Raw genomic sequence first — 13,995 nt, 5'->3', positions numbered from 1 at the left:
CAGACGGATCGCGACCTCACCGGCCGAGGAACCGTCAGACGGATCGCGACCTCACCGACCGAGGACCCGTCCGGCGCGGAGTGCAGGCACAACGTCAGGCGTGAGGCCGCCCCGTACACCCACGGACAACGGGTGCGGGGCGGCCTCACGGACCGCCGGAATCCACCTGCCTACACCTTGCGGTACTCGTACGCCTCCGAAGCCGCGGCCGCCACCGCCGCGATGTCGCCACCCGCCGACGCCGTGACCACGGCGGCCACCGCACCCTCCAGGAACGGCGCGTCCACCAGGCGCGAGCCGTCCGGCAGTTCGTCGCCCTCGGCCAGCATCGTCTTGACCGTGAGCACCGCGCTGCCCAGATCGACGAGCAGGGCCACCCCCGCACCGCCGTCCACCGACCTGGCGGCCTCCGCGATCAGCTCCGCACTGGTCCCGAGCCCACCCGCGGGCGTACCACCGGCCGCGGCGACCGGGGCCGTCGCCCCACCGGCGGCCAGCCCCCTGGCGAGCTCGGCGACGGACTCGGCCACCGGGCCGCTGTGCGAGACCAGCACGATCCCGACCTGCTTCCCGTCGATCACGCCGCACCCCCGGGCACGGCTCCGGTCTCGGCCAGCGCGGCGATCAGCAGGGCGGAGGACGTCGCCCCCGGATCCTGATGCCCGATGCTGCGCTCACCCAGATAGCTCGCCCTGCCCTTGCGGGCCTGGAGAGGAACCGTCGCCAGCGCCCCCGCCGCCGCCGCTTCCCGGGCCGCCCCGAACGAGGTCCCGAGCGCCTCGACGGCCGGCAGCAGCGCATCGAGCATCGTCTTGTCCCCGGCCTGCGCCCCGCCCAGCTGGGCCACGGCCGCGACGCCCACCCCGAGCGCCTCGGCCAACTGCTGCGGCGTCACGGCGGGCGCGTCGCCCAGAGCCTTCCCCGTTCGCCGCAGCAGCGTCCCGTACAACGGCCCCGCAGCCCCGCCGACCTTCGAGATCAACTGTCGTCCGGCGAGCGTCAGCACGGCCCCCGGAGTATGCGGCCGCTCCTGGCCCAGGACCTCGGTCACCGAGGCGAACCCGCGCTGCATGTTGCTGCCGTGATCGGCGTCCCCGATCGCCGAGTCGAGCTCGGTGAGGTGGTCCGCCTCGCGATCCACGGCGGCCGCGGACGCGGTCATCCAACGGTGGAAGAAATCGGCGTCGAGCAACATGATCTCCTTGTCGGGTGGGTCAACGGCCCCAGCGCAGCGCCGGCGTCTCCACCGGCGCGTCCCAGAGGCGCAGCAGCTCCTCGTCCACCTGGCAGAGCGTCACCGAACAGCCCGCCATGTCGAGCGAGGTCACATAGTTCCCCACGAGCGTACGAGCCGTCACGACCCCCCGCTCGGACAGCACCCGCTGCACCTCGGCATTGAACCCGTACAGCTCCAGCAGCGGAGTCGCACCCATCCCGTTGACCAGCACGATCACGGGTCCGCGTGGCTGCAGGTCCTCCAGCACCGCGTCCACCGCGAAGTCCGCGATCTCCCCCGACGTCATCATCGGACGCCGCTCCCGCCCCGGCTCGCCGTGGATCCCGATGCCCAGCTCCAGTTCGCCCGGCGGCAGATCGAAGGTCGGAGAGCCCTTGGCGGGCGTGGTCACGGCACTGAGCGCCACCCCGAAACTCCTCGACTCCTCGTTGACCCGCCGGGCGACGGCCGCGACCCGTTCCAGCGGCGCGCCCTCGTCGGCGGCGGCCCCGGCGATCTTCTCGACGAACAGGGTCGCGCCCGTGCCCCGCCGCCCCGCCGTGAACAGACTGTCGGTCACGGCCACGTCGTCATTGACGAGGACCTGGGTGACCCGAATGCCCTCGTCCTCGGCGAGCTCGGCGGCCATCTCGAAGTTCAGCACGTCACCGGTGTAGTTCTTGACGACGAACAGCACCCCCGCCCCGCTGTCGACCGCCGCGGCGGCCCGCACCATCTGATCCGGCACGGGCGAGGTGAACACCTCTCCCGGACACGCCGCCGACAGCATCCCGGGCCCGACGAACCCGGCGTGCAACGGCTCGTGCCCCGACCCGCCCCCGGAGACCAGCGCCACCTTCCCGGCCACGGGCGCGTCACGCCGCAGGACGACGCGGTTACCGACATCCACGGTCAGCTCCGGATGCGCGGCTGCCATACCGCGCAGCGCGTCCGCGACAACGGTCTCCGGGACGTTGATGAGCATCCTCATGGGTATCTCCTAGGGAGGTTGGCAGGTGGGTTGTTGTCCTGCGTTTTCGCTGTTCAGAGTGAGTATGGGTAGATCGTGATCTCGGCTGTCCGTGGCGGTCGTGAGCGGGTTCTGGCGGTACTGATGCTGACTTAATGCTGACTTTGGTGACGGGCCGTCAGGTTGGCTGGGTGGTCGGGCGGGTCTCGGCTGACCTGCTCCTGTCGGCAGTATCGGCCTTGCGGCAGCGAAGGGCACGTGCGAGAACGTCATGGGCGCGCCCAGGTCTGAATCAGGATGCGTTCGGTTGTGGCCGGACGTCGGTGTCCATGCGTACACCGGGCCTCGTCAGCACGTGGTGTATGGGGACGTTCCAGCCCCTTGCTTGCGGCGGGAGGGATTGCGAGGCGGCGTTCGCTGTGCGGACCGGCCGTGGTGCCATCCCGGCAGATTCTTCGTCTGCTGGTGGTACCACGTCCGCGCCTTGCTCGACCAGGGAGTATGGCTCCGTTGACGGAGCACATGGGGAAGTTGGTCCGGGAATGGCCCGGATCTTGGTAGCCCATGGCGAAAGCCGTCGCCGACTGGGCCCCCAATCTGGTTCGTGGCGGGCACCTTGGTGAGCAGCCCGGTCCCGTACGTCTTCCGTGGACGAGACCGAACTGCGGTGTCAGGACTGTTGGTCAACGATCCTGAAAACCCCTGGACATTGGGGCAGTCAACGGGTTAGAAGGAAGGCTGCCTGCTGGCGTACACGGAGCAGCGTGGCGTAGCGGCGAGAGACCCCGGACAGCCCTGGAGAGGAACGCCTCATGTCCTTCGAGCCCGTGTACATATCCCGGCGGAATGCCCTGCGGGCCGGCGCCGGCGCAGCCGCCGTCGCCGGTCTCGGGGCTGGCCAGCTGGCCGGTGCGAGCGATGCCTCGGCCGCCGCTCCGGCCGACCTGTCGGACACCGCGTACATCATGAGCTGCGACGAGTGGGGTGCCCGGCCGCCCGCCGGGGAGCTGTCGACCCGTACGGGCTCCACCCGGCGGATCGTGGTGCACCACATGGCGTTCCCGAACACCATGGACTTCTCCATGGAGGCGGCCATCGCCTGCGCCGAGCGGGTCCAGTACATCCACATGGACAAGAACGGCTGGTCGGACACCGGAAACCACTTCAGCATCAGCCGCGGCGGCCATGTGCTGGAAGGCCGGCACGGCAGCCTGGACGCGCTCGAGGACGGCGGATACCAGATCGTCAGCGCGCACGCCGTCGGCCAGAACACCCAGTCGATCGGTATCGAGAACGAAGGCACCTACATCGACGAGCTGCCCACCGGCAAGCTGTGGTGGTCGCTGGTTCAGCTCTCCACCACCATCTGCACCCAGTATGGCTTCGGCGCCCAGAACATCACCGGCCACTGGGACTGGAACAACACCCAGTGCCCCGGTGCGAAGTTCTACTCCACCTTTCCGCTGCTGCGCCTGCACGTCGCCAAGCGCCTCGGCCAGGACCCGAGCACCATCCCGGCCCGGACCTGGCCCGACACGTTCACCTCCTGCGCGGGCGCCACGGTCCGTACGCTGCAGCACCTGCTGAACACCCAGGGCTTCAACCTCGTTGCGGACGGGGCCTTCGGCCCGGCCACGCTGGCAGCGGTGCGCGCCTTCCAGACGGCGCACGGCTTCCCCACCGCCTCGGACGGCACGATGACCGGGCCGACCTGGGAGGCGCTGGCCCCGGAGATCGGCATGGGTGCCACCGGGTCTGCGGTACTCGGCGTCCAGTCGATCCTGGCGACCAAGCTGTATGCCGTGAAGGCAACCGGTACCTTCGACCGGGTGACGTGGGTCGCGGTCGCCAAGCTGCAGGCCCTGCACGGGCTCCGGGTCACCGGGCGGGTGGACCTGAGCACCTGGTGTGCCGCGCTCGGCGGTGTGGTGGAGGAGAACTTCCGCGGGCTGAAGGGCCAGGCGGGGCTGGAAAGCGAGCTTGTCGTGCCGGAGGCCGAGTCCCTGCCCCCCGTGACCCTTGCGGCGGACGGGGTCGTGGCGAGCGACGCACCCGCCACGCAGTTCGAGGAGTTCCCGGTCGACCAGGACGTCCAGGAAGGGTTGTAGGCCCTGCGCCGGCGGCGCCCGACCTCAGGGCGCCGTCGGGCCTGACCGGCACCGCTCGGTCAGCGGCCATCAGGGCGCCTACGCGATGCGGGAGATCGTGAACGCGATCCCCTACCAGGGCCGGACCGGCTGCCAGTGGGCCTCCTTCCGCACGACCTGCCGCCGAAGAGCGCTACGTACTACTACTTCGCCGTGTGGCGCGACGACGGGATCGACCAGGTCATCCATGAACTCCTGCGCTGCCAGGTTCGGGAACGCTCCCCCCGATTAGAGGACCCGACCCTGGTGGTGCTGGACACGCAGAGTGTCCGTGTGACTGCCGGGGTCCCTGCCTCCACGACCGGCCTGGATCCGACGAAACGGGACGTCTCACCCAAGGCTGACAGAGTCCCCCATATTCCTTCCAGGGACGCCTCGCAGGCGTGAAAATGGTTTGTGGTGGCCGCCCGTCGACGTCGCTCCCTCTTTGGGACCCTGAGCCCGGGACAGAGTCCGGCGCCGGGGCCGGCCGGAGGGGTCACGCACTGTCGCTTCGAGCACGCCGTTCAGATTCTCGCTTCCTCTCACGGCCCTGCGGGCGGCCACTGCCCTGCTGATCCGCGCGATGGAGGGGATGTGGATGGATAAGACCGAGGCGGTCGACCAGGAGACGGAGCTCGTGGAAAGGGTCGCCGCGATCGATGTGGCCAAGGCGTCCGGGATGCTCTGTCTGCGCCTGCCGCACGAGAGGTTGCCCGGGTGCCGATGTCTCGTTGCGGGCGTCGCGGTACCCGAGCATCCGCGGCGCGCCCGCGCCAAGGACAGCCAGGGCCTCGGCGAGCTCGGTGGCACGCGGGCTGTCCGGGGCCCAGGTCGCGGTGACGACCGCCGTGCGGGCACCGGCGGCGGAGTGCTGCGCGAGTACACCGCCGGCGAGAAGGCTCTCGTCGTCCGGGTGGGCGAACGCCCCGAGCAACGAGGGAAGTTCGGGCTCGGGGGGTGCCCCTATCTGTTTCGTCAACCCTGTCAGGGTCGGTTCGTGGGAGTTGGTGCTGGTTTTTGGGAACGTCCCGCGAAGCGGGACGTTCCCGGCGGATCGGGTGCCTGATGGGCAGCCCGGTGGCCGGCACGGCGGGGGTGGCCGTGCCGGTGCGCGCGTGATGGGGTCAGGAAGGTAGGGACGGTGGTGCTGTCAGGCCGCGAGGCCGATGTCGCCGGGGGTTCGTGGTTCGTAGAGGGCCCCGGTGCGGATCATCGCGTGGATGACGTTCACACGTTGGCGGGCCAGGCGGAGGATCGCTTGGGTGTGGGTCTTGCCGCGTGCGCGTTGACGGTCGTAGTAGGTGCGGGAGGAGCGGTCGGATTTGCAGCCGATCGCGGCGAACGCGGCCTGGAAGAGGGCGCGTTTGAGGAGCCGGTTGCCGCGGTGGGGTGCGTGCTCGCCACGGATGGAGGTGCCCGAGGACTTGGTGGCGGGGGCGAGTCCGGCGTAGGAGGCGAGGTGTCCTGCGGTGGGGAAGGTGGTGCCGTCGCCGATGGCGACGATCACGGCGGCGGTGGTCCTGACGCCCATGCCGGGCATGGAGGTCAGGAGGTGGAAAAGAGGGAGGGCCTCCAGCAGGGCGGCGATCTCCTGCTCGGCCTGGCGGCGCTGGGTGTGGGCGGCGGCGAGCTGGGCGGCAAGTCCGGGCACGATCAGCGCGCTGGCCTCGGTGCCGGGCACGATGACGGTCTGCTCGGCAAGCGCGTCGAAGATCTCCGCGGTGAGGTGGCGGGCCTTGCGCGAGCCGTGCGCCTTGAGCAGGGCCTCGCAGCGGGTGCGGCCCAGTTTCTTCAGCCTGGCCGGGGAGCCGTGCCGTTCAAGGAGGGCCAGGATGTAGGGGTAGCCCAGCCGGGGGCCGACCACCCGCTCCAGGGTGGGATGGATCTGGGAGAGCAGGCCGCGCAGCCGGTTGGAGGTGCGGTTGACCTCGCCGGCCAGGTCGTTGTCGTAGCCGGTGAGCATGGTCAGCTCGGCCAGCTTCTCGTCGTCGCGGTCCACCACGCGCAGGGTGTGCGGCATGGTCCGGGCGGTGTCGGCGATGACGAAGGCGTCGCGGGCGTCGGTCTTGGCTTCGCCCGGGTAGAGGTCGGCGGCCCGGCGCATCGAGAGTCCCGGCAGGTAAGCGACCCGGCAGCCGGTCGCGCGGGCCACGGTCAGTGGCAGCGCGCCGATGTTGGCGACCTGGTCCACGATCACCAGGACGGTGCCGAACTTGGCCCTGAGCTTGTCGAACAACTCCCGCAGGCGGGCCTCGGTGTTGGGCAGCTTCTTGTCGTGGACGGTCTTGCCCTGCCCGGTCAGGCCGCGGGCGTGGTGGAACTCCTTGCCCAGGTCCAGGCCGAGGAACAGACCTATGCCGGAGATATCGATGACGGTGTCGGCCATGCGCGATGCCCCTCTTCGGTCGTGCCTTTCGCATCCGTCCCGGCCGTCCCTGCGGCACCACACGCCGGCAACCACGTTACGCAGACATCCCGCCCGTGAAGCGGTCCGGCGTTGCACCGGACCAGGCAGTCGTCAGGCCCCTCATCAGCGGTCAAGCGGTGCCCCGAAGCCCGGCGGCAACACCCCCCAGGTCATCGACTTCGACAGGGGGCACACAGCCATACCGGACCCGGGGGCCAGGCGCCCCATTTCGGGGCCACAGAAAAGGTAACGGGGGAGCGGGTGTTGCCACGAGGGGCGCCTTTCTCGCGGTGAACGGGGTCGGTGCCGGGGCTCAGATGACAGGCGGGCGGCCGGCGGCGGTCAGCCGCCACACGGTGCGCCAGCTCATGGGCCGGCGCCACTGCTCGGTGCGGCGGGCCCAGTCCTCCCGCATGCCGCAGAGGGACTCGGGCACTCCACCGTCCCGTCGCGGCGTCACGCTGCCTCCTGGATGGTTGAGACGGCGGCCAGGGGCATGGCCGTCAGGCGGCCGAGCTGGGTCACCAGCAGCAGGAGGGGCGGCAGGCACAGGATCGCGGTGCCGGCCCACATCGCTGTGGGGCCGGAGAAGGCTCCGGCCAGAATCCCGGCTCCGGCCGAGGCGAACGGGGCGCACCAAGCGGAGAGCACGTACGACAGCGCGTTCAGCCAGAACGCGCGGACCGCCCCAGCGCGGCCACCACCCCGGCGCCGGCGTAGGCGCCCATGGCGTCCGCGAGGCTGAACGCGCCGCCGACCCGCGAGTTCGCCTCGTGGAGCAGGGGCCCGGGAACCAGCTCAGGCACTACGGAGATCGCGGCCGCCAGGTGCAGCACCGTCGCCGACCCCACGATCAGCGCGACGACGTAGAGCACCGGGAAGGACAGCAGCCCGCCGAGCGCGGTGAGGGGGATCACGGCGACGGCCACCGCGGCGATGAGGTCGGTGCCGATCAGGACCGGCCGCTTCGCGTGCTGGTCGACGTAGGCCCCGGCCGGCAGGGCCAGCACGAACGCGGGGGCCTGGGAGAGGACCGCGAGCGTGGCGACCTGACCGGGGTTCGCGTGCAGCACGAGAACCGCGAGGGCGGACAACGCCACAGCGTGCGCCGATGTACCCAGCAGGCTCGCTGCCTCCCCGGTCAGGTACGCGGCGAACGAAGGGTGGGCGCGCAGCGAGAACGAGCTCGGCGGCCCGCCGGTCACGGCCTCGTCGCCGTCGGGCGACCCGGACTTCGCAGGGATCAGCCCGTCGGAGTCAGGCACGCTGTCCGCCCGCCGCGAGCAGGTCCTGCGTCCCGTCGGGAACACGGCCCGGCCACTGGAAGACGAGCCGCGCGGAGGGCTTGTCGAGCACATCACCGACCGGCAGCTGCTCGTCAGGCGTTCCGGCCGGGTGGACGGTCATCGGCGGGTAGCCGCTTTCGCGCACCTTCTGGTCCCAGGTGCGCACGCAGTCGGCGAAGCGCTCCGCCAGCGCGTCCGCGGCCGGGCCGTAGGCGTGGATGAAGAACTCGGTCAGGCGGTCGGCCGGATCCGGGGCGTCCTTGACCTTGCGATAGGTCAGGTAGGCGAGGGAGCCGTCCGACAGCATCGCGGCCGCGTCCTGCTGCTCCACCAGCGTGGAACCTGCCGGGGCGGCCAGGCGGCAGAACCCCGGCAGCGTGGTCGCCGCGTAGACCTGCAGGGTCTCGAAATTGAAGATGCCGCGGACGACGAGGCCTGTGGTGAGTTCGTGCCGCGGCCCGCGCAGCGCCTCCTCCAGCCCGGAGGTATCGCCAGGCTCACCGTCTTCCCACCGCACGGTGACCTCACCGTCGGCCAGAGGGACGGCGGGGGCGGTACGGGCGGCGGCGCCGCGGTCCCGCACGAACCCGCAGTACGTCCAGTGCTCGCAGCGCAGCACGTCACCGCGCCGGACCAGGGTGAGGGAGCGGGTGAAGCCGCCCATCTCCAGCGGCACCACCAACCGTGCTCCCTCGGCGAGTTGCTCCCGCCAGGCCGGGGCGATGTCCGACGCATTGTGGGTGATCATCACCCCCTCGAATCCCCGGGCGGGGACGTGGCCGGGTGCTCCCAGACCACCATCGCCGAGGACGGCAGTGACCCGGCCGCTGCCGGCTTCCGCACACAGCCGCTGCGTGCGGTGCACCACGTACGGGTCGACGTCCACGGTCACCACGCGCCCGCGCGGTCCCAGGACGTGCGCCAGGAGCTCGCCGTTGTACCCGCCCGATCCGACTTCCAGCACGGTCATCCCCGGCTCCAGACGGAGTTGCTCGATCATGTCGGCCTGCAGCCACGCCGCGGAGACGGAGCTGAGCGCGGTCTGGGGCGACTTGCGGACCGTCATTACGGCGAGGTCGTCGTGGTAGGCCGTCTCCAGCGGAGCCTCGGGAACGAACCGGTGCCGGGGAACGTGGCGCAGCGCGGCTTGGACCCGCGCGGAGGGTGCCCAGCCCTTGACGATCACGATGTCCGCCATCCGCGCGCGCAGCCGCGCTGCCTCGGCCGGCTCCCCGGGCACCTGCGGGACGGCGGCGGAGCACGCGTAGGAGTGGACGGGCGGCAGGCCCGGCAGCACCCCGGGCCACACCGCGGTGAGGGCCTGGGTACTGGGCGCAAAGATCTTCCCGACTGGTGAAGAGGCAGTGTTCCAACCCTGCACTGTTCCTGTCGGAGCGCGTGTCCTGTCTCAACGAAGTTAGGCGTCCGTCCCAGCGCTGACCTGCGCGGACTGGATTAGGTGAGACGCGGGGACTTGGTTCGTTGAGACAAGTCTCGGGAGCTGGGACCGAACGGGCCGTGGACCCCTGTCCCGTCTCAGGCAACGTGGTCCCGGTCTCAAGTGATCTGGGCCGACTCTGCCGGCGTCTCAGATGGTTCGCTCCGTCAGGACTCTTGCGACCGCTCTCACTTGGCCCGGGGGCGTCTCACGCGTCTCAGGTGGTAGTCGGGCTTTTGGGGGGTCAGGGAACATCCATGTCGGATCGGGCGCCAATCCGCGTCCGTCCTGGATCCTTGGTCCTGGCGCCGTCGGGTTCTGGCCCGGCTTACGGTGGTGAGTGTTCCGGGCAGTTTCGCCCGGAACACTCACGACACCAGAGCAGCAGCCGGCTTACCTGGCGAGTTCAGCCGGTTCGTCCAGTCTGGTCAGCTTCCGCGGGTTTCTCACCAAGTAGACCCGGGTGACCTGCCCGTTCTCCACCACAAGGCTCACCGCTGTGGCCAGCTCGCCGTCGATCTCGATCCGGCCGGCAGGTGCGCCGTTGAGCCACACGGCCGTCGTCACGAGCGCGGCCACTTCCACCCGGTTCGTGCGCGCGAGCACCTTCGCCACGAGCTCGACCCCGTGGATCGGAGCCAGAGCGGCGGCCGCCAGCCCGCCACCATCGGCGATCAAGACCACGTCCGGCGCCATGACCTCCACCAGCTCCTGCAACTGCCCGGTGCGCAACGCGAGCAGGAACCGCTCCACCACGGCCTGCTGCTCCGACCGGCTCACCTGCACCCGCGGACGCCGGGCCGCCACATGCTCGCGGGCTCGCCGCGCGATCTGCCGCACCGCGGCCGCGGACTTCCCGATGGCCTCGGCGATCTCACCGTACGGCAGCTCGAAGACCTCGCGGAGCACGAACACCGCCCGCTCCGTCGGCCCGAGCGTTTCAAGGACGGTCAGCATCGCGATCGAGACGCTCTCCGCAAGCTCTACGTCCTCGGCGACATCAGGGCTGGTCAGCAACGGTTCTGGTAGCCACTCGCCGACATAGTCCTCGCGGCTGCGTGCCAACGTCCGCAGCCGGTTGAGCGCCTGCCGCGTGACGGTCCTGACGAGGTACGCCCGCGCGTCGCTCACCCGCGACTGGTCGACCTCGGCCCACCGCAGCCAGGACTCCTGCAGCACGTCCTCCGCGTCTGCCGCGGAGCCGAGCATCTCGTAGGCGACCGTGAACAGCAGGCTGCGATGGGCGACGAACGGGTCCTCGGTCATGCCGTCGACGCTACGCCGGACGTCTCAGGACGCGCGGCCAGCGGGATCTCGCAGGCATCGGAGTAGCCCTGCGAGGTGATCCCATGCGCCGTGTTGCACCTGGCCGCCAGGTTGGCGAAGCCGATGAACACGGTGAGCTCGACCAGCGCCGCCGGGCCGAGCCGGCCGAGCAGACTCGCCGACAGCTCATCGGTGACGGTCGTCGGCGTGTTCGTCATGGCCTCGGCGTACTCCATCGCCTCCCGCTCCAACGACGTGAACACCTCCGACTCCCGCCAGCGCGGCACTTGGCTCGCCTTGGCCAGGTCCAGGTTCTGGTTCAGTGCCGCGAAGTAGTTGATGTCGAGGCACCAGCTGCAGCCGACCTGTGCCGCGACGGCCATGTGCGCGAACGTCTTGAGGCTCGCGTCGGCCGCGTCCCAGGTGCCCACCTTGGCTGAGAACTCCTGGTTGGCCTCGGCGAGCTTGGGGTTGTTCCACAGCACCTCGTTGGGCTCGGGCACGGAACCGAGCTGCTTGATCAGGTTTTCGCGGAGCTCGGCGGGGAGCTCGGCCTTCGGGACGCGTAGCGCCATGGTGTTCTCCTTGGACGTTTGCCTGTTTGGCATGAAGACACCACCGGGCCCGCGAATGTGACAACCACCATCGCCACTGCGCATCGATCGTCAGCGCGCACAGGCCGACCCGCGGTCACTCTCAGACGACAGCGACCGGAAGGTCATTCCTCCTCGCCGGCGCGTCCGGGTCAACGGCTGCCTCGCCCTGGAAGCGGTCAAACCCAACGGCGGAGCCGGACCAGATCACCTGAGACAACACCCGCCATCCCGACTCCCGGGATCAGATCACCTGAGATTCCCGGCACCCCGGGGTCTCAACCGATTTGGTCGCCGCAGGTCACAGCACTGTCCACGGACCAGATCAACTGGGCCGGGACAACCCCGGTTCCGGGTCCACGGCGGCCGTGCCGGGGCGCGTGTTGGACGCACGCGCCCCGGCACGGTATCCGTTCCCGGTCCCGCACGGTGCTGTCCGGTCCCAGGTTGGGATGCCGCTGTACTGGTCGGGCCGTCAGGCCCTGGCGCTGGCGACTCCTGAGCCGTCCATGTAGTCGCGGACGCGTGTGATCAGTCCGTTGCGGACGTGGAGTATCAGGAGGCCGGGGACGGTGAACGTGGTGGCCTTGGGCGGCAGCGTTCCCACCACGACATGCTCGGCGATGATCACTTCGGGATCGGCCGTCTCGTGGGCCGCGATCCTCCTGACCTCCTGCACCTTGGCGGGGCTGGCGCCCCAGACCGCCCGGTAGCCGGCGCGCACGGCCTCACGACCCTCGAAGCATGCGGGGAAGCCGGGTGAGGTGAACGGGAACTCGTGCACCGCATCGATGGCGTAGAGATCGGCGAGACCGTCTGGTGACTTGTCGAGCATGGCTTGGTAGTAGCAGGTCAGCACCTCGTGAGGGGTGCGAACGGCAGGTGTATCCAGATGTGACACGGGGTCATTCCATTCGCTCAACACTTGTTGACCCACTCACGGTAGGGTCGGCTGGAAGTTCGGTCAACGGCTGTAGAGTGAATCGGTGTCCACTCCCCGCCAGTCCCGCGCCGACCGCCGCCGAGCGACCGAGGTACGCATCCTCGACAGCGCCCGGGAGCTGTTCGCTGAGAAGGGATTCGAACGCACCACCATCCGCGCCGTGGCGGCCGCAGCGAGCGTCGATCCGGCTCTGGTCATGCAGTACTTCGGCTCGAAACGGGAGCTGTTCAGCCAAGCCGTGCAGGCGTTGCCCGCCCCGCTGACGGTCACTGATGCCAACGAGCTCGTCGATCAGTTGCTGGCCTCGCTCGGCCTCAAGCTCGGCGGTCTTCCCGAGGGCACGCTGGCGATGATGCGGTCGATGCTCACCGACCAGGCAGCAGCCGATCACGTCCGTGCCGCTCTCGGCCGGCAGATCGACAGCGTCGGTGCCGCCCTGCCCGCTTCCGAGGATCCCGAACTGCGCGCCGCACTCGTCGTCACCGCATTGCTGGGCGTGACCATAGGCCACCAGCTCCTCGGCCTGGCCGCGCTTCGTGAGGCCCCTGCGGATCACATCGCCGCGTTGCTCCGCCCCGCCATCAAGGCCCTGGCAGGACCGCCAGGGTGAACCCAAGGCCCCGTCGCTCGGAATGTGAGCAGGCTGTACTCAGTCTGAGCAGCGGTAGTAAGGGTGGAACGGGCTCCGCCGTTTTTCCGCCCTCGGCTCCATCGGGCTGGCGCGGGGGCGGGATCGTTTTCACGCGGGAAGAACGCGTCGTAGATCCTCGGGCTTCAGCGGAAGGCGACGAACTTGTGGGTAGAGAAAAGCTGCTCGACCCACTTCACCCCACCTGGTACAGCCATCCAGCACCCCCACACTCAGCCGCGCGACTAGGTTCGCTGAGACAGAAGCCCGAACGGCTCGGTTCGTTGAGAAAACGACTCGATTGAGTGAGACAGGACAGCGCGGTGTTCCTCGCGTTCAGGTCCTCCGCCGCTGCGGCCACGGGTAACCAAGCTGTCTGGCGTACTCCGGAGATCCGCCGCAGACCTCGGCTGTCTGACGGGGGTCACCCGCCACGAGTTGCTCAGCAAGTCTCTCGGCCTGACTTTCAGGGTCGTCATTGGAGACGTCAAGCACCATCCGGAACTGCAGCCATGGGCGGTCTTCCCCGATGGCCGAGCGGCCCGGATGGAAGAGGAAGAGGTTGATCTGGTCGGGCTCCCAAAGCCAGGCGGACACACCGCCGAGTTCACATTCCCATCGTGCAAGCCAGCCGGCGCGCTCTCTGAGGTCCAGCTCCAGCAACCGGGCAACGGTGCGTGCTGGCCACTCCCAGCTGTGGTCCGCAACGGCTCGCAGGTACTCCTGAGCATCGAACCAGAACTCAGGCAGGTCAACGTTGTCCTCGTCGGGGTTGCGCCACTCGCTCCAGATCACGTGGTCGCCGTCGCGCCGGATGGTCACGTAGAGAGCGCCGCAGCACCCTTCGGTACACGTTGCCTCGGCCAGCCGCACCTCGTGCGGCTCAGGACCAGCCGTGAGAGGGCCGTCCGGCAGCAAGAGGTACTTGGGATCTTCGCCCGGCCCTTCTGTGAATACCTCAGCCAAGATGTCCTCACTGTCGACCAGCGGTCGGACCTCCACGCTTGCGTCCCTCTGCGGAAGATCAGGAACGACAACATGGAGGGTGAGGCAACGCTTCTTGGCAGTCATCGAACGATTGTCGGGCCTGCCACATCGAGGTGTCGCAGCATTTCTCGC

General features: G+C 69.5%; 14 protein-coding genes and 2 pseudogenes. 3 read left to right on the top strand and 13 right to left on the bottom strand.

The genetic code is table 11. The features are described from left to right. Positions 1–170: 170 nt before the first annotated feature. From OH735_RS02200 to dhaK, 3 genes are read right to left on the bottom strand one after another with little or no spacing between them, the layout of a single operon-like run. Positions 171–581, bottom strand: coding sequence for a PTS-dependent dihydroxyacetone kinase phosphotransferase subunit DhaM (locus OH735_RS02200; RefSeq protein ID WP_406378953.1), 411 nt, complete (start codon positions 579–581; stop codon positions 171–173). Continuing rightward, positions 578–1,192, bottom strand: a complete 615-nt coding sequence (gene dhaL, locus OH735_RS02195) for a dihydroxyacetone kinase subunit DhaL (protein ID WP_406386373.1) — start codon at positions 1,190–1,192, stop codon at positions 578–580. The genes OH735_RS02200 and dhaL overlap by 4 nt, the downstream gene beginning before the upstream one ends. A gap of 22 nt (positions 1,193–1,214) precedes the next feature. Next, complete coding sequence (gene dhaK / locus OH735_RS02190) at positions 1,215–2,207, bottom strand: dihydroxyacetone kinase subunit DhaK (protein WP_406378951.1); 993 nt, start codon at positions 2,205–2,207, stop codon at positions 1,215–1,217. 791 nt (positions 2,208–2,998) lie between these two features. Between dhaK and OH735_RS02185 the strand changes: the two genes are divergently transcribed. Both OH735_RS02185 and OH735_RS02180 read left to right on the top strand, forming a co-directional pair. Beyond that, the gene (locus OH735_RS02185; RefSeq protein WP_406378949.1) at positions 2,999–4,294 is read left to right on the top strand and encodes an N-acetylmuramoyl-L-alanine amidase; all 1,296 of its coding nucleotides are present in this window, start codon (positions 2,999–3,001) and stop codon (positions 4,292–4,294) included. Positions 4,295–4,337: 43 nt separating this feature from the next. Continuing rightward, positions 4,338–4,657, top strand: a pseudogene (locus OH735_RS02180) (transposase); the annotation flags it as partial. A 366-nt stretch (positions 4,658–5,023) separates the two neighbouring features. Here OH735_RS02180 and OH735_RS02175 read toward each other — a convergent pair. The 9 genes and pseudogenes from OH735_RS02175 to OH735_RS02135 all read right to left on the bottom strand — a co-directional run. Next, positions 5,024–5,282: pseudogene (locus OH735_RS02175) on the bottom strand (PIG-L deacetylase family protein); the annotation flags it as partial. Between the two features lie 183 nt (positions 5,283–5,465). Beyond that, on the bottom strand, positions 5,466–6,701 hold the full coding sequence (locus OH735_RS02170; protein ID WP_406378948.1) for an IS110 family transposase: 1,236 nt from the start codon (positions 6,699–6,701) through the stop codon (positions 5,466–5,468). Positions 6,702–7,035: 334 nt separating this feature from the next. Further along, positions 7,036–7,182: a hypothetical protein gene (locus tag OH735_RS02165; protein ID WP_406378946.1), complete on the bottom strand. Its 147-nt coding sequence runs from the start codon at positions 7,180–7,182 to the stop codon at positions 7,036–7,038. Then, on the bottom strand, positions 7,179–7,373 hold the full coding sequence (locus OH735_RS02160; protein ID WP_406378944.1) for a hypothetical protein: 195 nt from the start codon (positions 7,371–7,373) through the stop codon (positions 7,179–7,181). Before OH735_RS02160 ends, OH735_RS02165 begins: the two co-directional genes overlap by 4 nt. Before the next feature lie 14 nt (positions 7,374–7,387). Beyond that, positions 7,388–7,987, bottom strand: a complete 600-nt coding sequence (locus OH735_RS02155) for an MFS transporter (RefSeq protein WP_406378942.1) — start codon at positions 7,985–7,987, stop codon at positions 7,388–7,390. After that, positions 7,980–9,317, bottom strand: a complete 1,338-nt coding sequence (gene fxlM / locus OH735_RS02150; protein WP_406378940.1) for a methyltransferase, FxLD system — start codon at positions 9,315–9,317, stop codon at positions 7,980–7,982. Before fxlM ends, OH735_RS02155 begins: the two co-directional genes overlap by 8 nt. A 522-nt stretch (positions 9,318–9,839) precedes the next feature. Next, on the bottom strand, positions 9,840–10,712 hold the full coding sequence (locus OH735_RS02145) for an RNA polymerase sigma-70 factor (protein WP_145768043.1): 873 nt from the start codon (positions 10,710–10,712) through the stop codon (positions 9,840–9,842). After that, positions 10,709–11,287 (bottom strand): carboxymuconolactone decarboxylase family protein, encoded by a 579-nt coding sequence (locus OH735_RS02140; protein ID WP_145768042.1) that lies wholly within the window; start codon positions 11,285–11,287, stop codon positions 10,709–10,711. The genes OH735_RS02145 and OH735_RS02140 overlap by 4 nt, the downstream gene beginning before the upstream one ends. A 493-nt stretch (positions 11,288–11,780) precedes the next feature. Continuing rightward, positions 11,781–12,206, bottom strand: coding sequence for a nuclear transport factor 2 family protein (locus OH735_RS02135; RefSeq protein ID WP_406378938.1), 426 nt, complete (start codon positions 12,204–12,206; stop codon positions 11,781–11,783). Positions 12,207–12,291: 85 nt separating this feature from the next. Between OH735_RS02135 and OH735_RS02130 the strand changes: the two genes are divergently transcribed. Continuing rightward, positions 12,292–12,858, top strand: coding sequence for a TetR/AcrR family transcriptional regulator (locus OH735_RS02130; protein ID WP_406378937.1), 567 nt, complete (start codon positions 12,292–12,294; stop codon positions 12,856–12,858). Between the two features lie 354 nt (positions 12,859–13,212). Here OH735_RS02130 and OH735_RS02125 read toward each other — a convergent pair whose 3' ends face one another. After that, positions 13,213–13,947 carry a hypothetical protein gene (locus OH735_RS02125; RefSeq protein WP_406378935.1) on the bottom strand — a complete coding sequence of 245 codons (735 nt, stop codon included), beginning with the start codon at positions 13,945–13,947 and terminating at the stop codon, positions 13,213–13,215. Between the last annotated feature and the right edge of the window lie 48 nt (positions 13,948–13,995).

It is taken from the genome of Streptomyces sp. NBC_01618, from assembly GCF_045209435.1.
GTDB lineage: Bacteria > Actinomycetota > Actinomycetes > Streptomycetales > Streptomycetaceae > Streptomyces.
The sequence above is the reverse complement of the archived record's forward strand: the minus strand, read 5'-3'. Positions and strand labels throughout refer to the sequence as shown.